This window comes from Roseateles sp. GW823-FHT07B05, from assembly GCF_058794515.1.
Genome location: NZ_JBXAGX010000002.1, coordinates 743,123 through 768,221, shown reverse-complemented (window position 1 = coordinate 768,221; position 25,099 = coordinate 743,123). Strand labels below are relative to the sequence as shown.

The following is a 25,099-nucleotide window of genomic DNA, read 5'->3' as shown; positions in this document are numbered from 1 at the left end:
TCAGCGCGCCGCAGGCGGGGCGATGCGCCCGAGCAGCCGCGGCTCGGTGCCGTCCCAGCGCAGCGCCACGCCCTCGCCGGAGGCGGGGAAGACGCCGGTCAGGCCCGTGATGTTGACCTGGTGCGTCACCACCACCAGCACGCCGGGCCCGCGCCAGGCGGCCAGCTGCTCGCGCGCGGCGGCCAGTGCGGCGGCCTCGCGGTCGGGCTGCTCGAAGAACGACGCGAACGCCGGCTGGGCCTGCACCGGCGGCGCGGCGAACGCCAGCCGCGCCGTCTCCAGCGTGCGGCACCAGGGCGAGGCCCAGACGGCACCCACCGCCACCGTGCCCAGCCGCTCGCGCAGCGCCTGCCCGAGTCGGCGGGCCTGGTCGCGGCCGGCGTCGCTGAGGTTGCGCTGGGTGCTGCAATCGCCCAGGCGGAAGCCCGGCGGGTCGCCGCCGCCCGGGGCCAGCGCGTGGCGGTACAGCACCACGTCGCCGTCGCGCAGTTCCAGCGACCACGCACAGGGGCTCAGGCACAGGGCCAGCAGGCAGGGGAGGGCGCGCTTCATGGCGGCCGATTCTGCGGGGCGCCGCAAGACCTCGTTCCGGCTTCGGGCTTCGCCGCGGGCCAAGCCAGCACGCGCGACATCCGCAGGGCGGCCGCAGGCGGCGGGCGGACACTGCCGGGCATGAACGCCCCCGCTGCTTCCACCGCCACCCCCGCCGCGCTGGCCGGCCTCAAGGTCGTCGAGCTGGGTCAGCTGATCGCCGGCCCGTTCGCGGCCAAGACGCTGGCCGACTTCGGCGCCGATGTCGTCAAGATCGAGCCGCCGGGCGCCGGCGACCCGCTGCGCAAGTGGCGGCTGCTGCTGGACGGCACGTCGGTGTGGTGGCAGGTGCAGTCGCGCAACAAGCGCTCGCTGGCGCTGGACCTGCGCACGCCCGAGGGCCAGGACGTGGTGCGGCGCCTGGCGGCCGAGGCGGATGTGCTGATCGAGAACTTCCGCCCCGGTGCGATGGAGGCCTGGGGCCTGGCGCCCGACACGCTGCTGGCCGCCAACCCGCGGCTCATCGTGCTGCGCGTCAGCGGCTACGGGCAGACCGGGCCTTACCGTGACCGGCCGGGCTTTGCCGCCGTGGCCGAGGCGATGGCCGGGCTGCGCCACCTGACCGCGGAGCCCGGTCGCGTGCCGGTTCGCACGGGCGTCAGCATCGGCGACACGCTGGCCGCGCTGCACGGCGTCATCGGCATCCTGCTGGCGCTGCAGCACCGGCACGCCACGGGGCAGGGCCAGGTCATCGACGTGGCGCTGTACGAGGCCGTCTTCAACTGCATGGAGAGCCTGCTGCCCGAGTACAGCGCCTTCGGCGTGGTGCGCGAGCCGGCGGGCAGCGCCATGCCGGGCATCGCGCCCAGCAATGCCTACCGCTGCTCGGATGGTGGCTATGCATTGGTGGCGGGCAACGGCGACAGCATCTTCCGGCGTCTGATGACGGTGATCGGCCGTGACGACCTGGGGCAGGACCCGGCGCTGGCCGACAACGCCGGCCGCGTGGCCCGCGTCGCGGAGATCGACGCGGCGATCGGCGACTGGGCGGCAACACGGTCGGTGGACGAGGTGCTGCAGGCGCTGGCCGGCGCCGACGTGCCGGCCGGGCGCATCTACACGGTGGCCGACATCGCCGCCGACCCGCACTACCGCGCGCGCGGCATGCTGCAGCAGGTGCAGCTGCCGGGCCTTCCGGGTGGTCGCGCCCTCGACGTGCCGGGCGTCGTGCCCAAGCTGTCGGCCACGCCCGGCAGCCACCGCCGCAACGCGCCGGCGCTGGGGCAGGACTCGGACGCGGTGCTCACCGAGCTGGGGCTGACCGGCGAGCAGATCGCGCAGTTGCGCGAGCGCGGCATCGTCCGGTAGCCGCAGCGCCATGCGCCTGTCAGCCGCGCTCGCGCCGGCTGCGGCTCAGTCGGCGTGCCGCCAGCAGGGGCAGCCCGGCCAGCAACAGCAGCGCGCTGCTGGGTTCGGGCACCGGTGCGACCCAGCCGGTGGCCGCGGGCAGGTAGCCCGAGGCGCTGACGACCGCCGAGCCGACGGGGGCGTCGAACTTCACGGCCAGCGTGTGGCCCAGGTCGGCGTTGAGCGACTGCGAGTCGGTCAGCGTGTAGATCACGGCGAAGTTGACGAACCACTCGAAGGGGGTGGCGGGCGTCTGGAACACGAGCTCGGTGACGCCGGGCAACGTCAGGCTGTTGGGGCTGCCCCAGTCGGACCCGCCCAGTGACGCGTAGCTCGACGCCAGGTACACCATGCTGCCGTAGTCGCCTCGGGAGAAGGCATCGAGAGAGCCCGGCTGCAGCAGATGGATGGAGGTCGACAGATAGTAGTCCGTCGGGTTGCCATAGGTCTGCAGCGTGCCGGTCACGTCGACGCTCAGCCGCGACAGCCCCGGCGCGCCGATGACGGCGAAGGTGTCGCCGATGCTGACGGCCGCCGACGCGAACAGGCGGGTGTGCGTGCTGTCCGCCTGACCGCTGGCCACCACGTGCAGCTTGGAGTTCGGCAGGTCGGCGTTGGCGTAAACGTACTGCGTGGGGCCGTTGGGCGTGGGGTAGAAGCCGGCCGTGGACACCGGTGAGCTGCCCTGGCCATGCGACATCATGAGCTGCTCCTGGAACCAGAACACCTCGTTCACGCAGGGGCCGGCGCAGGTCTGCAGGGTGACCGTGGTGCGAGCGTCTGACTGAACTTCTGCGTGCACCCACTGGCACGCGAGCGTCAGTGCGATGCCGACGGCGGCCATGTGGCCTCGATGTGCTTTCATGTTGACTCCTTCTGGGCGGTGATGCCTGCCGACGCCACGGGTGCGGCATGGCGAGGCCACGCTATCCGTCGGCCCCGCGGGCGGCGATACCCACATGGGTAGAGGCCGCCCCCTCGGGCGGGGGGCGGCTGGCCGAGGCCGCGCGTAACCGCGTTGATCGGTGCAGGCGCGGCAGGCAGTGCAAGATGTCGCCCGGCAGTACCCGTCACCATCTCACGAGGAAGACCATGCGCTTCGTTCTCGCCGCCACGTCGATGGCCGTCGCCCTCTGCCTGCTGGCCACCGGCCACGCCGTCGCCCAGTCATCCGATCCGGCCAACCTGGCGCGCGTGACGGTGGCGGGCCGCAAGAGCGAGGTGTCGCAGTGGTTCCGGGCCGAGAGCCCGCATTTCGTCGTGTACTCGGACGCCGGCGAGGGTGACGTGAGCCAGCTGCTGACCAACCTGGAAAAGCTGGACCACCTGCTGCGCGCCTACACGCTGCCTGGCGACCCGGCCCCGCGCCCGGACGAGCCGCGCGAGCCCAAGCTGACGCTGTACTTCCACAACAGCGTGACGGACCTGCGCGCGATCGACGCCCGCCCGCCGGCCGATGCCGTGGGCCTTTACAGCAGCTGCGCCGCGGGCGTGCAGGGCTTCGCGGCTCATCTGGAAAGCATGCGCAGCCTCGGCGACGAGCAGCTCGACAAGGCCCCGCTGAACGAAACGCTGTCCTACGTCTTCGAGGCCTACGCGCGGCATTTCCTGTACCGGCACACGGACATCCGCCTGCCGACGTCGTTCATCGATGGGTTCGCGCAGTACTTCTCCAGCGTGCGCTTCTCGGAGCGGCAGATGGTGGTGGGCCGTGTGCCCCGGGGGCTGGGCACCTACCTGAAGTTCCTCAGCGACGGCCAGCCGTACAGCCTGGACTACGGCGACGTGCTGCAGAGCCGCCTTGCCAACGCCCACGGCCCGGCGGGCGCGGCCGGTGTGCGGCTGGAGTTCGAGGCCAAGGCCTGGCTGCTGACGCACTACATGCTGTCGTCGCCGGAGAACCGCAAGCGCCTGAACCACTACCTGGCCGCCGTCGGTCGCGGGGCGGACCCGACGGCGGCGTTCGAACGGATCTTCGGCCTGAAGCAGGCGGACATCGGCGACGCGATGTGGCGCTACGGGCTCAAGGGCATTGCGACGCTGCGCGTGGAGCAGCCGCCGCTGCCCGCGGCGCGCGTGAGCTTTCGCAGCCTGCCGCGGGCGACGGGCGAGTTCGTGCTGGCGAACGCCGCGCTGAAGGCCTGCCCCACGCGGGAGGAGGGCGAGTCGCTGCTCAGGAAGCTGGCGTCGCTGGCACCGCGCTATGCCGACGACGACCTCGCGCGCCTCACGCTGAGCCGGGCGCAGATCGGCTGGGGCAACCCCCAGGAGGCACTGGCGCCGCTGACCGCGTTCTTGCAGGACGACGACGCGCACGCCGAAGCCCGCTACCTGCTGGGCCTGGCGCACCTGCGCCTGGCCGAGCGCAGCAGCGGCGAGGCGCGGCGCCCGCATGCCGAGGCCGCGCAGCGGGAACTGCAGCGGGCGCGCGAGGCGAACCCGCGGTCGCCGGAGGTGGTGCTGGCCGCCTTCCAGGCCGAGGTGGCCGCAACAGGCACACCGAGCCCGGCGGTGCTGGACAGCGTCATCGCGGCCTGGCAGGGCGCCCGCGAGATCGACGCGCTGGGCCGGTCGGCGGCGCTGGCCTCGGCGTTCGCGGGTCAGGCGGACATGGCCCACAAGATGCTGGACGCGCTGGCGCAGAGCGGTCACGACGCAGCGGCCGCAGCGTGGGCTCGGCAGTGGCGCGGGCGGCTGGAGACGGGCGTGAGCCGTGGCGACATCCTGGCCGAGATGCGCCGGGACCCGGTGCCCGACGTGCCGTTCAAGGAGTGGACCGTGGACAAGGCCCGCGCGATGCAGGCCGTCGAACGCGGTGCGGGGTTGCAGAACGCCGAGGCCTTCATCAAGGAAGTGGCGCGACAGAACGACGCCGCCACCGGCAGCACTGCGCCCGGCAGCGTCGGCAGCCGGTAGCCCCGGGTGAGTGGCGGCGAAGGGGCCGCGGCTTTGCACGACCTTTGCATTCGCGGCGCCGGCGGCCGTTACGCTCGTGCAAAGAACGCACACCCCGCCATGCCCCGATACCTGCCGCTGCTGTTGAGCCTCGCCTGCCTGCTGCCCACCTGTCGCCTCGCCGTGGGGGCCGAGCCGGCCTTGGCGCCGGCCCTTGCCCCGGCCTATCTGGGCACGGTGGAGCGCGGCCAGGTCATCACGTCCAGGCACACCGGCGTCACCTACCCGTACCACGTCTACCTGCCGCCGGGCTACGCGACGTCAGGCCGGCGCTACCCCGTGATGTACGCGACGGATGGCCAGTGGAACTTCCCGGGATATGCCGGCATGCTGGACCGGCGGCGCAAGCCGATGATCCTGATCGGCATCGAGCAGGGCGGCGACAACCGGCGGGAGACCGATTTCTTCCCGGCGGGCGCGCCGGCCTATGGGCGCTTCCTGAAGGAGGAGCTGGCGCCGCTGGTGGAGGCACGCTACCGCACGACGGGCGTGCGCACGTACACCGGCGCGTCCCTGGGCGGCCTGCTGGGCGCGCTGATGCTGAGCACCGAGGACGCGGCAGCGCCGTTCTTCAGCAACTACCTGCTGTTCGATGGTTCGTACTTCCTGCTGGACGAGCAGCACATCCGGGCCGAGGAAGCGCGTCTCGCGGCCAACCCGCGGTTGCCGGTGCGGCTGATCCTCAGCGGCGCCACGCAGCAGGGCAACGACGAGGTGGTGGCCGCGCTGGCCGCCCGCTACGAGGGGCGGCCGTATGTCGGCCTGCAGGTGCACCGGAAGAACTTCGACGTGCACCACAACCGCATCGCCAAGCCGTCGTTCGACTGGGCGATCGACCTGATCGACTGAGCCGCCGCGCGGCGTCAGCGCGACGCCATCATGCGCACGCCCAGCCCGATGAACACGGTGCCGGCCAGCCGGTCCAGCCACAGGCCGACGCTGGGTCGGCGGTTCAGCCACGCGCCCACGCTGCCCGAGAACCAGCCCAGCAGCCCGAACAGCACCACCGCCTGCGCGGTGAACAGCAGGCCCAGCAGCCCCAGCTGCCACTCCACCTGGCCCTGCGACGCGACGACGAACTGCGGCAGGAAGGACAGGAAGAACAGCACCACCTTGGGGTTGATCGCATTGGCGATCAGGCCTTTGGCGAACAGCTGACGCAGCGGCGTGGTGTCGCCCGCGTCGCCGCTCACGCGCACGGCGCCTGCGTGCCGCCAGGCCTGCACGCCCATCCACACCAGGTAGGCACCGCCCGCCACCTTCAGCAGCGTGAACGCCACCGGCGACGCCGCCACCAGCGCGCTGACGCCGATGACGGCCAGCAGCGTGTGGCTGAGGCAACCCAGCGCGCAACCCAGCCCGAAGGCGATGCCCGCCCGCCGGCCGCGCGACATGCCCATGCTCAGCACCATCAGGTTGTCGGGCCCGGGCGTGGCGGTGAGCACCACGGCAGTGGCGAGGAAGGCGAGCGTTTGAGGTGTGGTCAGCATCGTGATGGCGCCGTGCGCCGGAAGACCCGGGTGTGCCAGCGCGTGCCGGCGCTGGCCAGCACGGCATCGCTGCTGCTGGCGCGTTCCAGCGAGGCGCCAAGATCGGCGAGCAGCGCCTGCACGGCGGCCGGGTCATGGTTGTGGAAGCGGCGTCCGTCGGCGTCGCGATCGTCATCGAGCTGGTTGGTGGCCATCTCGGGCAGGGAGATCAGCAGTGCCGGCCGCTGCAGCCCGCCGTCATCGGCTGCGCAGGGGCGCAGTTGACCCATCAGCGAGGCCAGCGCCCGGGGCAGATCGGCAGGCGCGACGTGCATCAGCACGGCGCTGCAGACGACGGCGTCAAAGCGCTGCGGGTGGCGGTCGTGGAACGGGTTGCCGAGGTCCGGCAAGGCGCCTTCGGCCAGCCGCCCGGCCAGTGCCGGCTGCAGCCGCAGCGCCGTACTGCGCATGGCGGCGTTCGGCTCCACGCCGAAGACCTCGAAGCCGAGGTCCATCAGCGCCGCCATGTCCCGCCCGGAGCCGGCGCCGACGTCCAGCACGCGGGCTCCGGGCGCCAGCGTCGCTGTCAGGTGGTCGAGCATCGCGCTGCGCCGGGCCTCCGAGCCGGCCAGCTGGCGGGCATAGCCGTCGTAGAAGGCGGCGGTGCGGGCATCCATGCGCGGAGGTGCCTGTCAGTCGCGGAAGGCTGGCGCTGCGCCCTTGCCGGCCATCATGGCCTTCTGCAGGTCTTCGCTCATCAGCATCGCGGCGTTCCAGGTGGCGATGTAGTTCAGGCCGTCGGCCACCGAGTGGTCGCGCGCGTAGTTCAGCTGCTCCTTGGTGCCGCGGATGGACAGCGGCGACTTGGCGGCAATCGTGGCGGCGATCTCGCGCACGCCGGCCTGCAGCGCCTCGCGGCTGTCGAACACACGGTTCACGAGGCCGATCTCGCGCGCCTCGGCGGCCTCCACGCGCCGGCCCGTGTAGGCCAGCTCGCGCACCAGGCCCTGCGAGCCGAGCAGCTTGGGCAGGCGCTGCAGCGTGCCCACGTCGGCCACCATGCCGATGTCGATCTCCTTGATGGAGAAGTAGGCGTCGGCGCTGCAGTAGCGCATGTCGGCCGCGCAGATGAGGTCGATGCCGCCGCCGACGCAGGCGCCGTGGATGGCCGCGAGCACGGGCTTGCGGCAGCGCTCCAGGCTGGTGAGGGTGTCCTGCATGTCGAGGATGAGGCGGCGCAGCGCCTCGCGCATGCGGCCGTCGCAGTCGTCCTGGATCTGCGGCGCGATGCCCATCATCATGGACAGGTCGATGCCGGCGGTGAAGTGCCTGCCTTCGCCCTCCAGCACGGCCACGCGGGCCTCGGGCTGCGCGTCGATCCAGTCGAACGCGCGGCGGAAGTCCTGCCACATCGTCGCGTTCATCGCGTTGGCCTTGTCGGGCCGGTTCAGGCGGACGGTGGCGATGTGGTCTTGGATGGAGAGGGTGAGGGTGTCGAGTTGCATGGCGTGCTCAGCGTTGGGCTGTGTGCTCGCGCAGCCATTGCGCGAGCCTGGGTTCGTCGATGTCGCCGGCGGCGACGGACAGCATGGTGAGCGTGGCCTCGGCCTGGCTGGCCTTCAGCCGCCAGCCGTTCAGGAACAGGAACAGGCCGATGGACAGGAAGGCCGCGCGCTTGTTGCCGTCCACAAAGGGGTGGTTCTTGGCGAGGCCCACGCCATAGCTGGCCGCGAGTTCGAAGGCGTCGGGGCTGCCGTAGTGAGCCAGGTTGGGTGGCCTTGCGAGCGCAGACTCCAGCAGGCCTTCGTGACGCAACCCTGCAGCGCCGCCGTGCTCTCGCAGGCTCTCGCCGTGCAGCAGTTCCAGTGCGCGGCGGTCTATCCAGGTCCAGCTCACTTGGCCAGCTGATGGAAGGTGTCGCGGAACTCGCGCATGAACTCACGGCCTGCTTCGATCTGCGCTTCCACGCTGGGGTCGTAGGGTGTCAGCGTGACGCCGTTGGCGGCCTCGGTGAGGTAGAGCACGTCACCTTTTTCCACCTTCAGCCGCGCGAGCACCTCCTTGGGCAGGATGACGCCGACCGAGTTGCCAATCTGGGTGATCTTCAGCGCGCTCATGGTGTGTCGGGCTTGGTTATAACAAACGTAATACTAGGCCTTTGTCCGAGGCGCATCAAGCCGGGCAGACTCACTCAGGCACACTGCCGTTCATGATTCACGCCACCAAACGCATTGCCGGCGGCGCCGGCCTCGCCGCCGTGCTGCTCAAGCGCGCCGCTACGCTGGAACTCGACTGGGACACGCGCAGCAAGAGCCGCTTCTCGGCCACCGATTCCACCGGCCGCGAGATCGGCGTCGTGCTGCCGCGTGGCACCACGCTGCGCGGCGGCGATGTGCTGATCGCCGAGGACGGTTCGATGCTGCGCGTCATCGCCGCCGCCCAACCCGTGCTGCAGGTGCGTTTCTGTGCCGAGCACGGCCAGTCGTTCGACCTGCTGCGCGCCGCCTACCACCTGGGCAATCGCCATGTGCCGCTGGAGCTGCAGCCCGACCTGCTGCAGTTCGAGCCCGACCCCGTGCTGGCCGACATGCTGCGCCGCCAGCACCTGATCGTCACCGAGGCGCAGGCCGCGTTCGAGCCGGAGGGCGGCGCCTACGGCGAGGGTACGGGCCACGGCCACCACCACCACGGCGCGCACGATCACCATGATCATGGGCACGCGGCGCCGGCGCGCAAGCCGCTGGCCATTCCGGTCAAGGCGCATGACGCGGGTCATGTGCACGGGCCGGATTGCCAGCATGGCCACAGCCATGACCATGCCCACGCCCCCAGCGAGCCCGGCCATGTGCACGGGCCGGGCTGCGGCCACGATCACTCGCACTGACCCGTCGCCCACACCGAAGACCCGGCTCCGATGGCACCCTGTGGTGCCGTTAGCATGTCGCGCTAGCCCAGGGCTGGCTTCGCAGAGCCGGCCCCGGGCATGACATGCCAATCATCCGGGGAGCCCCTCTTTGAACAACGTCCGTTCCGCATTTGCCGCGGCCGCACTCGTGCTGCCGGCCGCCACCTTCGCGCAGGCCAACCTGGCCGCTGCCACTTACATCGGCGTCGAGTTCGGCACCGGCAAGGTGAGCCTGAACTGCCCCAGCGGCACGCGCTGCAGCCCGGTCGACAGCAACCGCACCCTGCGTGCCGGCTACCGCTTCAACCCGTCGTGGGCCTTCGAGGTGACCTATGCGCACACCGACGCGGATTGGGGTGTGCTGTTCAGCAACTACTCTGCCGAGTACGTCGGCTTCGGTGTCGGCGCGGCGTACACGCTGCCGCTGTCCCAGGATGTCGGCGCCGTGCTGCGCTTCGGCGGCGCGTCCAACGAGTTGAAGCTGCAGCCCGCGGTGGGCCTGGGGCAGAGCAACCCTGGCACCTTGACCACCCGGTCCGTGCAGCCTTACGCCGGCCTGGGCCTGGCGTGGCAGTTCGCGACGCACTGGAGTGCGAGCCTGAACGCCGACTGGACGCGCGCCGACGTGCGCGACACGCCCACCTCGGCCAAGCAGGCCGTCACCGTGCGCACGCTGGGCGCCGGCATCGCTTTCCACTTCTGAGCGTGGGTGCCGTGCGGCGAGAATCGCCGCATGCCGCCCGACACCTCCTCCGCCCTGTTGCACCTGCTTTGGCTGGCCTCGCCGGCGCTGCCGGTGGGCGGCTTCAGCTACTCCGAGGGCCTGGAAGCGGCCGTCGATGCCGGCCTCGTGCATGAAGAGGCCGGCGCAGGCGACTGGCTGCTGAACCAGCTGGAACTCGTGCAGGCGCGCGCCGAGCTGCCCGTGGCCGCGGCCGCCCATGCCGCCACGCTGGCGCTGGATGGCGCGAGGCTGGCCGAGCTCAACGCCTGGGTGCTGCAGACCCGCGAGACCAGCGAGAGTCTGCAGCAGGCCCAGCAGATGGGCCGCAGCCTGCTGGTGTGGATGCAGGGGCTGGTGCCCGACGCTGCCGCACTGCCGCTGCTGCAGGCGCTGAAGCCCGCGCCCACCTGGCCCGTCGTCATGGGCGCGGCGGCCGCGTCGCGCGGTGCGGCACTGGAGCCGGCGCTGCAGGCCATCGCGTTCGGCTGGGCCGAGAACCTGATGCAGGCCGCCGTGCGCTGCGTGCCGCTGGGCCAGACGTCCGGCCAGCGGCTGCTGGCACGCCTCGTGCAAGCCATTCCGCAGGCCGTGGCGACGGCGCTGGCGGCCCCGGAGCCGCTGGCCTTTGCGCCACTGCTGGGCGTCCACGGCGCCCGCCACGAAACCCAATATTCGAGACTGTTCCGCTCATGAGCTCCGCCCCTCTGCACGCCATTCCCCACCGCACCAAGAAGCTCCCGCCGCTGCGCGTCGGCGTCGGCGGCCCGGTGGGCTCGGGCAAGACCACCCTCGTCGAGATGCTCTGCAAGACGATGCGCGAGACCTGGGACCTGGTCGTCGTCACCAACGACATCTACACCAAGGAAGACCAGCGCCTGCTGACCGTGGCCGGCGCGCTGGCGCCCGAGCGCATCATGGGCGTGGAGACCGGCGGCTGCCCGCACACCGCCATCCGCGAGGACTGCTCCATCAACCTCGAGGCCGTGGACCGCATGCTGGAGAAGTTCCCCGACGCGGACATCGTGTTCGTCGAGAGCGGCGGCGACAACCTGGCTGCCACCTTCAGCCCCGAGCTCAGCGACCTGACCATCTACGTCATCGACGTGGCGGCCGGCGAGAAGATCCCGCGCAAGGGCGGCCCCGGCATCACGAAGAGCGACCTGTTCGTCATCAACAAGACCGACCTTGCGCCGCACGTGGGGGCCGACCTGGACATCATGCGCAGCGACACCGCCCGCATGCGGCCCGTGAAGCCCTGGGTCATGACCAACCTCAAGACCCGCGAAGGCCTGGCCGAGGTCGTCGCGTTCATCGAGAAGAAGGGCCTGCTCGTTGCCTGATGCCGTTCGCTGGCCGGCGCGGCTCACGCTGAGTGCGGCACGCGACGGCGCTGGCGCCACGCGCGTGCATGCCCGCCACGACGGCCCGTTGCGCCTGCTGAAGACGCTGTACCCGGAATCCAGCCGCATCGCCCACGCCGTGCTGGTGCATCCGCCCGGCGGCCTCGTCGGCGGCGACCGGTTGGATATCCAGTTGGACGTGCAGGCCGGCGCCCACCTGCTGGTCACCACGCCGGCGGCCACGCGCTTCTACCGCTGCACCACCAGCGCCGGGCCGCTCCAAGCGGGTGGACTCCCCTCGGGGGAAGGGCTGGGCGTCGCCCAGCCCCAGGGGCCTCGATTTCTTGGCGAGGCGGCGCAGGTCGTGCACGCGACGGTGGGCGAGGGCGCGCGGCTGGAATGGCTGCCGCAGGAGACGCTGGCCTACCCGGCCTGCATCGCCCGCAACGAGGTGAGGCTCTCGCTGGCGCCCGGCGCCAGCCTGTTCGCTACCGAAGTGCTGGGCCTGGGCCTGCCGGCGGCGGACCAGCCCTTCGACCGTGGCCGGCTGCTGCAGCATCTGGAGATCACCGGCCAGTGGCTGGACCGTGGCTGGCTGGACGCGGCCGACACGGCGTTGCTGGACGGCCCCTGCGGCCTGGCCGGCCACCGCGTGCTGGGCACGCTGGCCTATGCGCAGACCGATGCGCTGGCGGACGTGTCGACGCTGCTGGATGACAGCCGCGCGCTGATCGCTGACGTGCCGCGCAGCGGCATCACCCACCTGGCCGGGCCGCGCGGCGCGGTGCTGCTGATGCGCGTCATCGGCGACGAGGTCGAGGCAGTCACGCTGGCGCTGCGGCGCGTGCGGGGGCTGTGGCGCGAGCGGCTGTGGGGTCTGCCCGGCGGCGACCCGCGCATCTGGGCGACCTGACCGACGCCGTCGTTGCGCGGCGTCCTACAGGCGGCGTGCGTGCCGCGCGGTGTACTCCAGCCAGGGTGGCGCGACCACCCGCAACCCAACAAGTGCTGGAGATTCCCATGAACGGCTTGCGTGTGTTCGCACTGGTGCTCATCGTCGGCGGCGCGCTGGCGCTGGCCTACGGCGGCTTCTCGTACACCCAGGACGAGACGGCTGCCAAGATCGGCTCGCTGGAGCTCAGCGTCAAGGAGAAGAAGTCCGTCAACATCCCGGCCTGGCTGGGTATCGCCGGCATCGTGGGCGGCGTGCTGGTGCTGGTGGGTGCTGGCCGGCGCTGAGCCGCCTCAGCAGTCCATCGCTCGCCACGTCGGCAGGCAGTGCCGCGCCAGCGCGGTGACCCAGTCCGGCTCATCCGGCACGAAGGCCAGGCCGTAGAGCGGGCTGACTAGGAAGCCGGCCCGTTCGAAGGCGCCGGCGTCCTGCGCGCGCACGAAGCCGCCCAGCGCGGCGAACGGCACGGCCACCGTGCCCAGCAGCAGCACCGGCGTGCGTTTGGTGATCTCTTCCAGCCGGCCGCCGTCCTGGAAGCGGAACACGCTGTGCCCGTAGTCGAACTCGGTCAGCTCGGCCGCGTTGCGCTGGCGGTGCTCGGGCAGGCCGAGGTCGGCGATGAGATCGTCGGCGCTCAGGCTGAAGGGAATGCCGTCGAAGGCCTGGAACGGCGTCAGCGGCCGCGCGATCACGGCGCGCCGGTGCGGCGGCGCAGGTCGGCGTGCGCCGCGACGATCAGCGCCTGCAGCGCGGCTTCGTCCACGACCTCGCCGGGCCGCAGCTTGACGTGGCGCATCGCCTTGCCCGTGCCCTGCAGCAGGCCGGCCGGGTCGGCCAGCGCCGTGGCCTTGAAGAAGCCCACGTTGACGTGGGCCGTGAACACGTTGACGTAGCCGAAGGCCGCCTCGCCCACGCAGGCGGTGGGGTGGCCGTCATGCAGCAGTTCGCGCACGTCGGCGCCGCAGGCGCGCATCGCCGAGAACCAGCGCCGAGCCAGCCGGCCCAGCGCGCCGGGCCGCGCCGCCAGCCAGGCGTCCACCGCGGCGTCGCGCACCACGGCGCCAGGAAACAGCATCAGCTTCTCCATCGCCGCGAGGCCGTCTGCGCTCAGTCGTCGCCGCCAGGGATCTGCTGGCGCAGCTTGACCTTGGTGTCGGAGTTCTTGCGCATCTTGATGTTGATCATCTCGACGCCCAGCGAGAAGGCCATCGCGAAGTAGATGTAGCCCTTGGGCACGTGGTGGCCAAAGCCTTCGGCCACCAGCACGACGCCCACGACGACGAGGAAGGACAGCGCCAGCATCTTGATCGTCGGGTGGCTGGACACGAAGCGGCCGATGGCGCTGGCGAACAGCATCATCAGGCCCACCGACGCGACGACGGCGGCGATCATGATGCGCACGTCGTCCACCATGCCGACGGCGGTGATGATGGAGTCCAGCGAGAACACCAGGTCGATCAGCATGATCTGCACGATGGCCGCGCCGAACGCGGCCTTCGCCGCCTTGCTGCCGCTGGGGGCTGTCTCGTCTTCGCCTTCGAGCGAGCCGTGGATCTCGACCGTGCTCTTCCAGATCAGGAACAGGCCGCCACCGATGAGGATGAGGTCACGCCCGGAGAAGCCGTAGCCGAACAGATGGAACAGCGGCTCCACCATGCCGACGATCCAGGCCAGCGTCATCAGCAGGCCGATCCGCATGAACATCGCCATGAACAGGCCCAGGCGGCGGGCCGTCTCCTGCTGTGCCTTGGGCAGCTTGTCGACCAGGATGCTGATGAAGATGATGTTGTCGATGCCCAGCACCAGCTCCAGCGCGGTCAGCGTGGCGAGGGCGATCCAGGTCTGCGGGTTCGAGAGCAGTTCGAGCATGGCGTGCCGATCTTTTTTTGGGTAAGCCAACGATTGTCGCCAGCACCCCCGGCCGACGCGGACAGCCCCAGGCTGACGGACGCTTCGGTTTTACGGGGGGTGTCGGCGCCCGGGCCACTTTATGCCGGGTGGGCGCGCCCGGCCAGCCCGCCGCGTTGCTGCCCTGAGGCTGCGTTTCAGGACAGGCCGATGGCCTGCAGTAGCTCCGCCGGCGTGTAGGCCCGGCGTCGCTGGGGCCAGGCCTCGACGAGGGCCTGCATGCGTGCGTTCAGCGGCGCGCCGCGGTGGAGCGCCTGCGCCAGCCGCACCACCTCGCCGCACAACGCGTCGATCTCCGTCGTGCGGCCCATGGCGAGATCGTCCGCCATGCTGGAGCGGGCCTTGGCGTCGATGCGCAGCATGCGCGACGCGACCAGCCGGAACAGCGGCGTCGGCAGCCGCAGCAGCTTCAGCACGCGGCGCGGCGGCAGCGGCGAGAGCTGGGCGACGGGGCGGTGGGCGGCGTCCAGCAGGTCCAGCGCCTCTTCCTGCAGCGCCGCCAGCACGCGCCGGTAGCCGCGCTCCAGCAACTCGTCGCGCAGCGGCCGGCCCGACAGCGCGTTGACCGGGTTGTTCAGGTTCATCAGCAGCTTGCCCCACTGCACGGGTGCGAGGGCGGCATGCAGCTTGAGCTTCATGCCGACGCCGGCCAGTGCCGTCTGCCAGGCGGCCAGCGCGAGGTCGGCCGTGCCGCCTTCTGCGGCCAGCGCACCGCCGGTGCCGCGGTGGTAGTGGCCGGGCGCCAGCTCGGCGATGTTGAAGGGCACCATGCCAGCGTGCCAGCGCAGCTGCGGTGCCATGGCGCGGGCCTGCGGCGTGTTGGCGATGCCGTTCTGCAGGCTGACCACCGGCGTGCCCTCGGGCAGCGTCAGGCCCAGCTCGGTGGCAGCCGCGGTGGTGGCGCCGGACTTCACGCACAGCAGCACCAGGTCCGGCTTCAGGCCGGCGGGCGGCTCCTCATGCAGGCGCAGCTGCAGCGGCGGAATGTGGCGGTCCAGGCCGTCCTGGTCGGTCACGCGCAGGCCGTGCTTGCGCAGCGCGCCGAGCACGCGCGGGCGGCCCACGAAATGCACCGGCACGCCGGCCAGCTGCGTCAGGCCGCCGACAAAGCAGCCGACGGCGCCGGCGCCCATGACGAGAACGCCGGTCATTGGGTCAAGCGGTCCGTGTGGTGTATTGGATGTATTTTGCGGGCCGAGCGCTGGGCCGCTCCCGAGCCGGCCCGCCTTTGACGATGTGCTTGCCGGTCAATCCGGCAAGCATCGTCGTCCCCTCGGGGGACCGACTGGGCTGACCCGCGTGTAGCGTGGTCAGACTGGTCGAGGGGCTTCAAGGATGCGCGAGATCGCGCAGGTGCGTGGGCCCCACGCGGCGCTCGATCTCGGCCAGCAGCGGGCGGCCCCAGCCCAGCATGAACATGGCCTCGCCGACAACGAACATCGGGCCGACCAGCAGGCCCACGAGGTCGTCCACGAAAGCAGGCTTCTTGCCCTCGTAGTAGTGGCCGACGAACTGGAACACCCAGCCGACGACAAAGCTGCCGACGCCCACCGCCAGCCAGCTCGCGAGCGAGCCCTGCGCGAACGGCATGGCCAGCGCGGTCAGCACGCCGTTGACGATGGCCGTGGCCGCGCCCAGCGCGAGGTTGCCGCGCGTGAGGTACCACAGCGCCGACAGCGCCCACAGCAGGATGGCCGCGTTCATCGGCGTGCCGCCGACGGTGAATTCGGCGCGGGCCAGCAGCGCGCTGATCGCGAACACGATGAGCGGGATGCCGACGAAGTGCGTGATGATGTTGCGGCGGTCGCGGTGATAGGCGGCGTATTGCGCCATCAGGTCGAGCGCGGGGCGAAACAGACTGGCCATGATTGCTGGCTCCGGCGAGGAGATGGTGGCTATGCTAGACCAGCCCGGCGCCCGAGCGCGGCGTGCCGGCCTTCAAAACCCCCGCAGATTCCCCAGTTGAGCCCTTTCAAGACAACTCGCCGACAGCTGCTGATCGCCGTGGCTGCGCTGGCCGGCTGCGGCAATGTCCCGTTGGTGACAGCGCCGGTGGTGGAGGGCGCCAACGTGCTGCGCGTGCTGGTCTACCGTGGCGGCACGGCGGCGCGGCTGGGGCACAACCATGTGCTGCACGCGGCCGACCTGCGCGTGGTCTGGCCCGCCGCCGGGCCGGTGCTGCGCTTTCGGCTGGATGCGCTGGCCGTCGACCCGCCCGCGCTGCGGGCTCGCCTGGGCGATGCCTTCGCCAGCGCGGTGGACGACGACGCCCGTGCTGGCACGCGTGCCAACCTGCTGAAGGCGCTGGACGCGGCGGCGCATCCCGAGGTGGTCGTGCGCACGCTGCAGCAGGTGGGTGAGGGCGGCCGGCGTGCCGTGGAGGCCGAGATCACGCTGCACGGCGTCTCGCGGCGGCAGTGGTTCGTCGCCGAGGTGGACGGCCCGCGTGCGCGTGGCGAGGTGGTGGTGCGGCAGAGTGACTTCGGCATCCAGCCGTTCACCGTGCTGGGCGGGCTGCTGGCGGTGCAGGATGCGCTGCTGGTGCAGTTCGAGCTGACTCAGCCCTGAAGCCGCAGCAGCATCAGGTCCTTGTCGAGCCGGCGGCCATCGGGCAGGCGGATGGCGTCGGGCAAGCGGCCGTAGCGGACGAAGCCCGCGCTCTCGTACAGGCCGATGGCGGCGCGGTTGCCGGCCGTCACGCTGAGCGTCACCTGCGCCAGCCCCGTCGTCGACTGCAGCCGCGCGATGGCCGCGGCCAGCAGCGTGCGGCCGATGCCGCGGCCGCGGTGGGTGTCGGCCACCATCATGCCGACGAGGTGGGCGAGGTGCTGCACCTTGCGGCGCGGCTCGCGCTCGCAGGTCAGCGCGCCGACGATGCGGGTGCCATCCAGCGCCAGCAGCGTGAACAGCGTGCCGCCGCCCGCGCCGCCGGCCAGGCGGCTGCGGTAGCTGGCGAGGTCGCGCTGGCGCTCGGTCTCGGCGTCGGACGTGAAGGCCTCGGGGTGGCCCGCGAGCATCGCGTCGCGAAGCGCCTTGTAGCCCAGCAGGTCGGGCTCCAGCATCGGGCGCAGCGTGATGTCAGCCATGCAGGTCGGCCAGGTGGTTGAGGTTGGCAAAGGCGGCCTCGTCGTCGAAGCGGGCCACGCCGTGCGGCTGCGCCCGCATCCAGCGCAGCACTGCGCGGCCGCCGCCGTGCAGATAGCCGGCCAGCGGCTCGCGCAACCGGGCGTGCAGCAGCGCGTGCGTGGGGTGCTCGCGCGCCGCCTGCGCGAAGGCCAGGCCGTGCGGCTCGGCGGCGCGCAGCAGGCGTTCGGCGAGGTCGGTCGGCAGGGAGGGGCAGTCGCACGGCGCGGTCAGCAGCCAGGCGTCGGCGGGAAGGGCGGCCAGCCCGGCCAGCATGCCGGCCAGCGGGCCGGCGAATTCGAGGCCGGGCGGGTCGGCCAGTACGGCGTGGCCCAGCGCGGCGTAGGTGTCGAGGTGGCGGTTGGCGCTGATGAGCAGCGTGCCGGCCTGCGGCGCCAGGCGCGCGATGACGTGGGCCACCAGCGGCCGGCCGTCCAGCAGTTGCAGGCCCTTGTCCACGCCGCCCATGCGGCTGCCGCGGCCGCCGGCGAGGACCAGCGCGTGGATCTCAGCCACCGATGTAGTGCATCTCGACGCGCGGTTCGGACATCGCCTGGCCCGAGCCGCGCAGCTGCGAGTAGCGGTCGTCGCGGCCGGCCCACACGCCGGCGATGGTGCCCGCCAGCTGGTCGTCGCCGACCGGCGCCGTGCCGCGCAGCAGCGCGCGCAGGTCATGGCCGCGGTGCGCGAACAGGCAGGTGTAGAGCCGCCCCTCGGTGGACAGCCGCGCGCGGTTGCAGTCGCCGCAGAAGGCCTGCGTGACGCTGGAGATGAAGCCCACCTCGCCGCCGCCGTCGGCGTAGGCCCAGCGCTCGGCGGTCTCGCCCGTCGCGCTGGCCGACAGTGGCGTCAGCGGGAACTCGGCCGCGATGCGGCGCTGCACCTCGGCCGAGGGCAGCACCTGGTCCATGCGCCAGCCGTTGGTGCTGCCCACGTCCATGAACTCGATGAAGCGCAGCACGATGCCGCTGTGGCGGAAGTGGCGCGCCATCGGCAGGATCTGGTCGTCGTTGACGCCGCGCTGCACGACCATGTTGACTTTGATGGGCCCCAGGCCCACGTCGCGGGCGGCGTGGATGCCGGCCAGCACATCGGCCACCGGGAAGCCGACGTCGTTCATGCGCTGGAACACGGCGTCGTCCAGGCCGTCCAGGCTGACGGTCAGGCGGTTCAGGCCGGCGGCCTTCAGCGCGGCGGCCTGGCGGGCCAGCGCGGAGCCGTTGGTCGTCAGCGTCAGGTCCAGCGCACGGCCGTCGGGGGTGCGCAGCTGGGCCAGCATCGCGATCAGCCGGTCCAGCCCGCGGCGCAGCAGCGGCTCGCCGCCGGTGATGCGCAGCTTCTCGACGCCCAGGCCCGTGAACACGCCGGCCAGCCGCGTGATCTCCTCAAAGCTGAGGAGCTCGGCGTGGGGCAGGAAACGGTGGTGCTTGTCGAACACCTGCTTGGGCATGCAGTAGCCGCAGCGGAAGTTGCAGCGGTCCGTCACGGAGATGCGCAGGTCGCGCAGCGGCCGGCCCAGCGCGTCAGCCAGCGGCTGGCCCGGCAGCAGGGCAGGGGCGGCGGCCACGCGCGGCTGGCGGGCGTCGTGCAGGGGAATCACACGGGCGTGCATAAGGCGTTCATTGTGTCAGCCGCCGTATACCCAGGGGGCTTGCGGGCCTGCTGACGGCGCGTTTGAATGCACGGGAATGATCCAGATCATGCATCCCGACCTGCCGCACGTCATCGCCTTCGGCGAGGCGCTGACGGATTTGATCCGCACCGGGCAGGACCGCTGGCGCAGCGCCTGCGGCGGCTCGCCGTGGAATGTCGCGATGGCCTTGTCGGCGCTGGGCCAGCTCAGCGCGTTCGCGGGCGCCATCAGCCGAGACCCGTTCGGCGACGAGATCTGGCGCGCCAGCCAGGAGGCCAACCTGGACCTTCGCTTCATCCAGCAGCTGCCGCGGCCGCCGCTGCTGGCCGTGGTGCACGAGACCCACCCACCGCGCTACTTCTTCATCGGCCAGGACAGCGCGGACCTGCATTTCCGCCCCGAGGGCCTGCCCGCCGGTTGGACGCGTGCGCTGCGCTGGGCCCATTTCGGCAGCCTGGGGCTGGTGCGCGAGCCGCTGGCGAGCCGGCTGCGTGCGCTGGCGCAGGCGCTCAAGGGCGAGGGCCGGCTCATCAGCTACGACCCCAACTTCCGTGCGCCGCCCATGGACGCCAGCTACGACGACACGCTGGAGCAGATGTGCCGGCTGGCCGACGTCATCAAGGTGTCCGACGACGACCTGCGCGGCCTGTTCCGCGTGTCAGACCACCGCACCGGCCTGGCCCAGATCGCCGCATGGAACCCCCAGGCGTGGCTGCTGCTGACGCGTGGCGAGGCCGGCGCGACGCTGTACCACGGTGTCGAGGAATGCGCCGCGCGGCCGCCGCGCGTGGAGGTGGTGGACACCGTCGGTGCCGGCGACGCCGCCATGGCCGGCCTGCTGGACAGCCTGATGCGCGATGCCGGCGCGCCCATCGAGCAACACCTGCGCTGGGCGCTGGCGGCGGGGGCGGCGGCCTGCACGGCGCCGGGCTTCGCACCGCCGCGGCCGGGGCTGGTGGCGGCACTGGCGGACGGCGTGCAAATCATCGCGCCCTAGGGTTTTCCAGCGAGAGGCTTGATCCGCATCAAGCTCGGCTCTAGGATTAACCGACCGGTCGGTAGAGAAATGCAATGTCCGAACTTCTGATCCAGATCGAGCAGCACGGCGCGGTGCGCCTGCTGCGCCTGAACCGCCCCGACGCGCTGAATGCCTTCACCGCGGCAATGCTGGGCCAGCTGCGGCAGGCACTGGAGACGGCCGCGGCCGATGCGGCGACGCGCTGCGTGCTCATCACCGGCGCGGGCCGTGCCTTCAGCGCGGGCCAGGACCTGGCCGACCCGCATGTGGCGCCCAGCCGCGAGCCCGGGGCCACGCCCAAGAACATCGGGCACATGCTGGACCACTATTACATCCCGCTGGCGCTGCAGCTGCGCCACATGCCGGTGCCGGTGGTGGCCGCCGTCAACGGCGTGGCCGCGGGCGCGGGCGCCAACATGGCCTTTGGCTGCGACCTGGTGCTGGCCGCCGAGAGCGCCAGCTTCATCCAGGCCTTCTCCAGGATCGGGCTGGTGCCCGACTGCGGCGGCACGTGGTTGTTGCCCCGGCTGGTGGGCCGCGCCAAGGCGCTGGAGCTGGCGCTGCTGGGCGACAAGCTCAAGGCCGCCGACGCGGTGGCGCTGGGCCTGATCGCCCGCGCGGTGCCCGATGCCGAGCTGATGGAGACGGCCATGGCGCTGGCGCAGAAGCTGGCCGCCATGCCGACCCGGGCGCTGGCCGAGACGCGCCGTGCGATGGACGAGGCGCTGAAGCTGGAATTCGAGCCGGCCTTGAAGCGGGAGGCCGCGCTGCAGAGTCAATTGGGCTTTGCGCACGACTACCTCGAAGGCGTGGCCGCCTTCATGGACAAGCGCAAGCCCGAGTACAAGGACCGCTGACGATGGATGCGCAAGCCACGGCCGAGAAGGTCAGGGATGTGATGCTCGCCGATGACGCGGCGAGCCGGATGCTGGGCCTGCAGATCGTGGACATCGCGCCCGGCCGTGCCGTCGCGGCGATGACGGTGCGGCCCGACATGCTGAACGGCTTCGCCATCTGCCACGGCGGGCTGATCGCGACGCTGGCGGATTCGGCCTTCGCCTTCGCCTGCAACAGCCGCAACGCGCTGACGGTGGCGTCGGGCTTCGGCATCGACATCCTGAAGTCGGCGAAGCTGCATGACGTGTTGACGGCGACGGCGCAGGAGACCTCGCTGGCCGGGCGCACGGGGCTGTACGACATCACGGTGAAGAACCAGCATGGCGAGCTGATCGCCATGTTCCGCGGCCGGTCCTACCGGCTGGGTGAACGAAAGGTTTTCGAAGCATGACCGTCAAGACACCTCAGCCCGGCGCCCTCGAAGCCATCGAGACCGCCAGCCGCGACGAGCTGCAGGCCTTGCAGCTGCAGCGCCTGCGCTGGAGCCTGCAGCACGCCTACGACCATGTGCCGCACTACAAGGCCAGCTTCGACAAGGCGGGCGTGCATCCGGGCGACCTGAAGCAGCTGTCCGATCTGGCCAAGTTCCCGTTCACGACCAAGCACGACCTGCGCGCCAACTACCCGTACGGCCTGTTCGCCGTGCCGCGTGAGCGGCTGGCGCGCATCCACGCGTCGTCCGGCACGACGGGAAAGCCCACCGTCGTCGGCTACACGCTCAAGGACATCGACCACTGGGCCAACCTCGTCGCACGCTCCATCCGCGCCGCCGGCGGCCGCCGCGGCGACCTGGTGCACGTGGCCTACGGCTACGGCCTCTTCACCGGCGGCCTGGGCGCGCACTACGGCGCCGAGCGGCTGGGCTGCACCGTCATCCCGATGAGTGGCGGCCAGACCGAGAAGCAGGTGCAGCTGATCACCGACTTCAAGCCCGACATCATCATGGTCACGCCCAGCTACATGCAGGTGCTGATCGAGGAGTTCACGCGCCAGGGGCTGGATGCGCGCGAGTCGTCCTTGAAGGTGGGCATCTTTGGCGCCGAGCCCTGGACCGAGGCGATGCGTCGCGAGATCGAGGCCGGCGCGGGCATCGACGCCGTCGACATCTACGGCCTCTCGGAGGTGATGGGGCCGGGCGTGGCCAGCGAGTGCATCGAGAGCAAGGACGGCCCGGTCATCTGGGAAGACCATTTCTACCCGGAGATCATCGACCCCGACACCGGCGAGGTGCTGCCGGACGGCAGCGAGGGCGAGCTGGTGTTCACGTCGCTGTCCAAGGAAGCGATGCCGGTCATCCGCTACCGCACGCGCGACCTGACGCGGCTGCTGCCGCCCACGTCGCGCAGCATGCGCCGCATGGGCAAGATCGTCGGCCGCAGCGATGACATGCTCATCATCCGCGGCGTCAACCTGTTCCCCACACAGGTCGAGGAGCTGGTGTTGCAGGAAAAAGGCCTGGGCGGCCAGTACCAGCTGGTCGTCACGCGCGATGGGCATCTGGACGAGCTGCTGATCCGCTGCGAGCTGGCGCTGGATGCGACGGACGACGGCATTGGCCGGCGGCTTGCCGAGCGCATCAAGAACCTGATCGGCGTCACGGCGACCATCCGCGTCGAGCCGAACAATTCCATCGAGCGCACGCTGGTCGGCAAGGCCCGCCGCGTCGTGGATCAACGCAAGAAGCAAGGAGCTTGAGATGTACACGCAAGCAATGGACTTGATGGCGCGGGAGGCCCCATCGAAAGGCGTCAAGGTCGTCAAGAGCGCCGAAGACCTGGCCCGCGAGGAAGCCTTCGAGGCCCGCATCGCCGCCGGGGACTTCATCGAGGCCAAGGACTGGATGCCCGAGCACTACCGCAAGACGCTGGTGCGCCAGATCAGCCAGCACGCGCACAGCGAGATCGTCGGCATGCTGCCCGAGGGCAACTGGATCACGCGCGCGCCGACGCTCAAACGCAAGGCCATCCTGCTGGCCAAGGTGCAGGACGAGGGCGGCCATGGCCTCTACCTCTACGCCGCCGCGGAGACGCTGGGCACGAGCCGCGACGAGATGACCGCGGCGCTGCTGTCCGGCAAGGCCAAGTACAGCTCCATCTTCAACTACCCCACGCTGACCTGGGCCGACATCGGCGTCATCGGCTGGCTGGTGGATGGCGCGGCCATCATGAACCAGGTGCCGCTGTGCCGCTGCTCCTACGCGCCGTATGCGCGGGCAATGATCCGCGTCTGCCGCGAGGAGAGCTTCCACCAGCGCCAGGGCTACGAGAGCCTGCTGACGATGATGCAAAAGGGCACGGCCCAGCAGAAGGCCATGGTGCAGGACGCCGTGAACCGCTGGTGGTGGCCGTCGCTGATGATGTTCGGCCCGGCCGACAAGGACTCGCCCAACTCCGAGCAGAGCATCCGCTGGGGCATCAAGCGTGTCACCAACGACCAGCTGCGCCAGAAGTTCGTCGACGCGACGATCCCGCAGGCCGAGATCCTCGGCGTGACCGTGCCCGACCCGGCCCTGAAGTGGAATGCCGAGCGTGACGCCTATGACTTCGGCGACATCGACTGGGCCGAGTTCTGGCGCGTCGTGGGCGGCGAAGGCCCCTGCAACCGCGAGCGCCTGGCCGCCCGCAACAAGGCCTGGGATGACGGCGCCTGGGTGCGCGACGCCGCATTGGCGCACGCCCGCAAACAAGCCGTGAAGGCAGAAGCAGCATGAGCAATCCGAAGAACGAATGGCCTCTGTGGGAAGTCTTTGTCCGCAGCAAGGCGGGCCTGGACCACAAGCACTGCGGCAGCCTGCACGCGGCCGATTCGGCGATGGCCATCCAGATGGCGCGCGACGTCTACACGCGCCGCCAGGAAGGCACCAGCATCTGGGTCGTGCGCTCCGAGCAGATCGTCGCCAGCGACCCGACCGAGAAGGGCAGCCTGTTCGACCCGGCCGATGACAAGGTCTACCGCCATCCGACGTTCTACGAACTGCCGGACGAACTGAACCACATGTGATGGCCATGGACGCGAAGACCACCTACGTCCTGCGCTTGGGCGATACCTGCCTCATCCACAGCCAGCGCCTGTCCGAATGGGCCGGCCATGCGCCCGTGCTGGAGGAAGACCTCGCGTTGTCCAACATCGCGCTGGACCTGCTGGGCCAGGCCCGCGCGCTGCTGACCTACGCCGGCCAGCTCGAAGGCGCCGGCCGCGATGAAGACCAACTGGCCTTCCTGCGCGAGGAGCGCGACTACCGCAACCTCATCCTCGTCGAGCTGCCCAACGCGGCGGCCAGCCCCAGCGATGGCGGCGGCGGGCGCGACTTCGCGCTGACGACGCTGCGCAACGCGGCCATCGCGATCTGGCTGGAACTGCTGTACGAACGCCTGCAGGCCAGCCCCGACACCGAGCTGGCCGGCATCGCCGCCAAGTCGCTGAAGGAGGTGCGCTACCACCGCCAGCACAGCAGCGACTGGGTCGTGCGCCTGGGCGATGGCACGGATGAATCCAAGGCGCGCATGCAGGCTGCGCTGGCCGTGCTGTGGCCGTACTTCAACGAGCTGTTCGCCGCCGAGGGCGTGGACGGCGTCGGCCCGGCCTGGCAAGCGCTGGAGCCCGCATGGCGCGCCCGCTGGGCCACGTTGATGCAGGAGGCGACGTTGACGGTGCCGCGTGATGCCGCCATGCAGCCGCGCGGCATTGACGGCATCCACAGCGAGCACATGGGCCACCTGCTGGCGACGATGCAGTTCCTGCAGCGCACCTACCCGGGCGGCGTGTGGTGACCAACCTGGCCGCCGCCCGCGAGCGCCTGGCCCAGGTGCCCGATCCCGAGATCCCCGCAGTGACGCTGGTGGACCTGGGCATCGTGCGCGACCTGCGCGAGACGGCGTCGGGCGTCGAGGTGGTGCTGACGCCGACCTACAGCGGCTGCCCCGCCACCGAGCTGATCGCCGACGACGTGCGCGCGGCGCTGGCCGAGTTCGGCGACGTGACGGTGACGCTGCAGCGCGCCCCGGCCTGGAGCACCGACTGGATCACGCCCGAGGGGCGCCAGAAGCTGCAGCACTACGGCATCGTGCCGCCGCAGTGCAGCGCCGAGCAGGCCATTCGCGTCGTGCCGCGCCTGCGCTGCCCGCGCTGCGACAGCGGCACGACGGAGCAACTCTCGCGCTTCGGCTCCACCGCCTGCAAGTCCACGTGGCGCTGCATCGAGTGCGGCGAACCCTTCGAATACTTCAAGCCGATCTGA

33 protein-coding genes are annotated in these 25,099 nt (G+C 71.0%); 18 read left to right on the top strand and 15 right to left on the bottom strand.

Translation table 11 applies throughout. From position 1 onward, the window contains the following. Window positions 1–552 (bottom strand): histidine phosphatase family protein, encoded by a 552-nt coding sequence (locus AC1Q7O_RS07710; RefSeq protein WP_492659706.1) that lies wholly within the window; start codon window positions 550–552, stop codon window positions 1–3. A 120-nt stretch (window positions 553–672) separates the two neighbouring features. On the opposite strand from AC1Q7O_RS07710, the gene AC1Q7O_RS07705 reads away from it, so the two are divergent. Beyond that, window positions 673–1,899: a CaiB/BaiF CoA transferase family protein gene (locus AC1Q7O_RS07705; RefSeq protein ID WP_492659707.1), complete on the top strand. Its 1,227-nt coding sequence runs from the start codon at window positions 673–675 to the stop codon at window positions 1,897–1,899. A 19-nt stretch (window positions 1,900–1,918) separates the two neighbouring features. On the opposite strand, the gene AC1Q7O_RS07700 is transcribed toward AC1Q7O_RS07705, so the two are convergent. Beyond that, on the bottom strand, window positions 1,919–2,803 hold the full coding sequence (locus AC1Q7O_RS07700) for a PEP-CTERM sorting domain-containing protein (protein ID WP_492659708.1): 885 nt from the start codon (window positions 2,801–2,803) through the stop codon (window positions 1,919–1,921). Window positions 2,804–3,030: 227 nt separating this feature from the next. On the opposite strand from AC1Q7O_RS07700, the gene AC1Q7O_RS07695 reads away from it, so the two are divergent. Then, window positions 3,031–4,854 carry a hypothetical protein gene (locus AC1Q7O_RS07695; protein ID WP_492659709.1) on the top strand — a complete coding sequence of 608 codons (1,824 nt, stop codon included), beginning with the start codon at window positions 3,031–3,033 and terminating at the stop codon, window positions 4,852–4,854. A 99-nt stretch (window positions 4,855–4,953) separates the two neighbouring features. After that, window positions 4,954–5,742: an alpha/beta hydrolase gene (locus AC1Q7O_RS07690; RefSeq protein WP_492659710.1), complete on the top strand. Its 789-nt coding sequence runs from the start codon at window positions 4,954–4,956 to the stop codon at window positions 5,740–5,742. A gap of 14 nt (window positions 5,743–5,756) precedes the next feature. On the opposite strand, the gene AC1Q7O_RS07685 is transcribed toward AC1Q7O_RS07690, so the two are convergent. The 5 genes from AC1Q7O_RS07685 to AC1Q7O_RS07665 are packed head-to-tail and all read right to left on the bottom strand — an operon-like array spanning window position 5,757 to window position 8,479. Continuing rightward, window positions 5,757–6,383, bottom strand: a complete 627-nt coding sequence (locus tag AC1Q7O_RS07685; RefSeq protein ID WP_492659711.1) for a LysE family translocator — start codon at window positions 6,381–6,383, stop codon at window positions 5,757–5,759. Then, window positions 6,377–7,039, bottom strand: a complete 663-nt coding sequence (locus AC1Q7O_RS07680; RefSeq protein ID WP_492659712.1) for a class I SAM-dependent methyltransferase — start codon at window positions 7,037–7,039, stop codon at window positions 6,377–6,379. Before AC1Q7O_RS07680 ends, AC1Q7O_RS07685 begins: the two co-directional genes overlap by 7 nt. A 15-nt stretch (window positions 7,040–7,054) precedes the next feature. Continuing rightward, a complete protein-coding gene (locus tag AC1Q7O_RS07675) occupies window positions 7,055–7,867 on the bottom strand; it encodes a crotonase/enoyl-CoA hydratase family protein (RefSeq protein ID WP_492659713.1) in 813 nt (270 codons plus the stop codon). Window positions 7,868–7,874: 7 nt separating this feature from the next. After that, window positions 7,875–8,258 (bottom strand): type II toxin-antitoxin system death-on-curing family toxin, encoded by a 384-nt coding sequence (locus AC1Q7O_RS07670; protein ID WP_492659714.1) that lies wholly within the window; start codon window positions 8,256–8,258, stop codon window positions 7,875–7,877. Continuing rightward, complete coding sequence (locus AC1Q7O_RS07665; RefSeq protein ID WP_492659715.1) at window positions 8,255–8,479, bottom strand: AbrB/MazE/SpoVT family DNA-binding domain-containing protein; 225 nt, start codon at window positions 8,477–8,479, stop codon at window positions 8,255–8,257. Before AC1Q7O_RS07665 ends, AC1Q7O_RS07670 begins: the two co-directional genes overlap by 4 nt. A 92-nt stretch (window positions 8,480–8,571) precedes the next feature. On the opposite strand from AC1Q7O_RS07665, the gene ureE reads away from it, so the two are divergent. From ureE to AC1Q7O_RS07635, 6 genes are all read left to right on the top strand, one after another. After that, the gene (ureE, locus tag AC1Q7O_RS07660; protein ID WP_492659716.1) at window positions 8,572–9,246 is read left to right on the top strand and encodes an urease accessory protein UreE; all 675 of its coding nucleotides are present in this window, start codon (window positions 8,572–8,574) and stop codon (window positions 9,244–9,246) included. 130 nt (window positions 9,247–9,376) lie between these two features. Continuing rightward, window positions 9,377–9,970: an outer membrane beta-barrel protein gene (locus AC1Q7O_RS07655; protein ID WP_492659717.1), complete on the top strand. Its 594-nt coding sequence runs from the start codon at window positions 9,377–9,379 to the stop codon at window positions 9,968–9,970. A gap of 30 nt (window positions 9,971–10,000) precedes the next feature. Beyond that, a complete protein-coding gene (locus tag AC1Q7O_RS07650; protein WP_492659718.1) occupies window positions 10,001–10,684 on the top strand; it encodes an urease accessory protein UreF in 684 nt (227 codons plus the stop codon). Beyond that, window positions 10,681–11,331: an urease accessory protein UreG gene (gene ureG, locus AC1Q7O_RS07645; RefSeq protein ID WP_492659719.1), complete on the top strand. Its 651-nt coding sequence runs from the start codon at window positions 10,681–10,683 to the stop codon at window positions 11,329–11,331. The genes AC1Q7O_RS07650 and ureG overlap by 4 nt, the downstream gene beginning before the upstream one ends. Further along, entirely contained in the window at window positions 11,324–12,244 is a 921-nt protein-coding gene (locus AC1Q7O_RS07640; protein WP_492659720.1) for an urease accessory protein UreD, read from the top strand. The genes ureG and AC1Q7O_RS07640 overlap by 8 nt, the downstream gene beginning before the upstream one ends. 107 nt (window positions 12,245–12,351) lie before the next feature. Continuing rightward, window positions 12,352–12,570, top strand: a complete 219-nt coding sequence (locus AC1Q7O_RS07635) for a hypothetical protein (RefSeq protein WP_394511201.1) — start codon at window positions 12,352–12,354, stop codon at window positions 12,568–12,570. Window positions 12,571–12,576: 6 nt separating this feature from the next. Here AC1Q7O_RS07635 and AC1Q7O_RS07630 read toward each other — a convergent pair whose 3' ends face one another. From AC1Q7O_RS07630 to AC1Q7O_RS07610, 5 genes are all read right to left on the bottom strand, one after another. Continuing rightward, complete coding sequence (locus AC1Q7O_RS07630) at window positions 12,577–12,975, bottom strand: hypothetical protein (RefSeq protein ID WP_492659721.1); 399 nt, start codon at window positions 12,973–12,975, stop codon at window positions 12,577–12,579. Beyond that, window positions 12,972–13,358, bottom strand: coding sequence for a DUF1801 domain-containing protein (locus tag AC1Q7O_RS07625; RefSeq protein ID WP_492659722.1), 387 nt, complete (start codon window positions 13,356–13,358; stop codon window positions 12,972–12,974). Before AC1Q7O_RS07625 ends, AC1Q7O_RS07630 begins: the two co-directional genes overlap by 4 nt. Window positions 13,359–13,390: 32 nt before the next feature. Then, complete coding sequence (locus AC1Q7O_RS07620) at window positions 13,391–14,152, bottom strand: TerC family protein (protein WP_492659723.1); 762 nt, start codon at window positions 14,150–14,152, stop codon at window positions 13,391–13,393. A 176-nt stretch (window positions 14,153–14,328) separates the two neighbouring features. Beyond that, window positions 14,329–15,342, bottom strand: coding sequence for a 2-dehydropantoate 2-reductase (locus tag AC1Q7O_RS07615; protein WP_492659724.1), 1,014 nt, complete (start codon window positions 15,340–15,342; stop codon window positions 14,329–14,331). A 178-nt stretch (window positions 15,343–15,520) separates the two neighbouring features. Then, window positions 15,521–16,057: an Mpo1 family 2-hydroxy fatty acid dioxygenase gene (locus AC1Q7O_RS07610; protein ID WP_492659725.1), complete on the bottom strand. Its 537-nt coding sequence runs from the start codon at window positions 16,055–16,057 to the stop codon at window positions 15,521–15,523. A gap of 96 nt (window positions 16,058–16,153) precedes the next feature. Between AC1Q7O_RS07610 and AC1Q7O_RS07605 the strand changes: the two genes are divergently transcribed. Further along, window positions 16,154–16,759 carry a YceI family protein gene (locus AC1Q7O_RS07605; protein WP_492659726.1) on the top strand — a complete coding sequence of 202 codons (606 nt, stop codon included), beginning with the start codon at window positions 16,154–16,156 and terminating at the stop codon, window positions 16,757–16,759. Here the strand turns inward: AC1Q7O_RS07605 and AC1Q7O_RS07600 are convergent. Genes AC1Q7O_RS07600 through moaA form a run of 3 tightly spaced genes read right to left on the bottom strand, consistent with a single transcriptional unit; the run spans window position 16,750 to window position 18,926 of the window. Next, window positions 16,750–17,277, bottom strand: coding sequence for a GNAT family N-acetyltransferase (locus AC1Q7O_RS07600; RefSeq protein WP_492659727.1), 528 nt, complete (start codon window positions 17,275–17,277; stop codon window positions 16,750–16,752). The genes AC1Q7O_RS07605 and AC1Q7O_RS07600 overlap by 10 nt on opposite strands. Continuing rightward, entirely contained in the window at window positions 17,270–17,830 is a 561-nt protein-coding gene (mobA, locus tag AC1Q7O_RS07595; protein ID WP_492659728.1) for a molybdenum cofactor guanylyltransferase MobA, read from the bottom strand. Before mobA ends, AC1Q7O_RS07600 begins: the two co-directional genes overlap by 8 nt. Then, window positions 17,823–18,926 carry a GTP 3',8-cyclase MoaA gene (gene moaA / locus AC1Q7O_RS07590; RefSeq protein WP_492659729.1) on the bottom strand — a complete coding sequence of 368 codons (1,104 nt, stop codon included), beginning with the start codon at window positions 18,924–18,926 and terminating at the stop codon, window positions 17,823–17,825. The genes mobA and moaA overlap by 8 nt, the downstream gene beginning before the upstream one ends. Window positions 18,927–19,002: 76 nt before the next feature. On the opposite strand from moaA, the gene AC1Q7O_RS07585 reads away from it, so the two are divergent. From AC1Q7O_RS07585 to paaD, 8 genes are all read left to right on the top strand, one after another. After that, entirely contained in the window at window positions 19,003–19,944 is a 942-nt protein-coding gene (locus tag AC1Q7O_RS07585) for a carbohydrate kinase family protein (RefSeq protein WP_492659730.1), read from the top strand. 74 nt (window positions 19,945–20,018) lie between these two features. Next, window positions 20,019–20,822, top strand: a complete 804-nt coding sequence (locus AC1Q7O_RS07580; RefSeq protein ID WP_492659731.1) for an enoyl-CoA hydratase-related protein — start codon at window positions 20,019–20,021, stop codon at window positions 20,820–20,822. 2 nt (window positions 20,823–20,824) lie between these two features. Continuing rightward, window positions 20,825–21,253, top strand: coding sequence for a hydroxyphenylacetyl-CoA thioesterase PaaI (gene paaI / locus AC1Q7O_RS07575; protein ID WP_492659732.1), 429 nt, complete (start codon window positions 20,825–20,827; stop codon window positions 21,251–21,253). Beyond that, on the top strand, window positions 21,250–22,557 hold the full coding sequence (gene paaK / locus AC1Q7O_RS07570; RefSeq protein WP_492659733.1) for a phenylacetate--CoA ligase PaaK: 1,308 nt from the start codon (window positions 21,250–21,252) through the stop codon (window positions 22,555–22,557). Before paaI ends, paaK begins: the two co-directional genes overlap by 4 nt. A gap of 1 nt (window position 22,558) precedes the next feature. After that, window positions 22,559–23,572 (top strand): 1,2-phenylacetyl-CoA epoxidase subunit PaaA, encoded by a 1,014-nt coding sequence (paaA, locus tag AC1Q7O_RS07565; protein WP_492659734.1) that lies wholly within the window; start codon window positions 22,559–22,561, stop codon window positions 23,570–23,572. Further along, window positions 23,569–23,862, top strand: coding sequence for a 1,2-phenylacetyl-CoA epoxidase subunit PaaB (paaB, locus tag AC1Q7O_RS07560; RefSeq protein WP_394511216.1), 294 nt, complete (start codon window positions 23,569–23,571; stop codon window positions 23,860–23,862). Before paaA ends, paaB begins: the two co-directional genes overlap by 4 nt. Beyond that, window positions 23,862–24,632 carry a 1,2-phenylacetyl-CoA epoxidase subunit PaaC gene (gene paaC / locus AC1Q7O_RS07555; RefSeq protein ID WP_492659735.1) on the top strand — a complete coding sequence of 257 codons (771 nt, stop codon included), beginning with the start codon at window positions 23,862–23,864 and terminating at the stop codon, window positions 24,630–24,632. The genes paaB and paaC overlap by 1 nt, the downstream gene beginning before the upstream one ends. Next, window positions 24,629–25,099: a 1,2-phenylacetyl-CoA epoxidase subunit PaaD gene (gene paaD, locus AC1Q7O_RS07550; RefSeq protein WP_492659736.1), complete on the top strand. Its 471-nt coding sequence runs from the start codon at window positions 24,629–24,631 to the stop codon at window positions 25,097–25,099. Before paaC ends, paaD begins: the two co-directional genes overlap by 4 nt.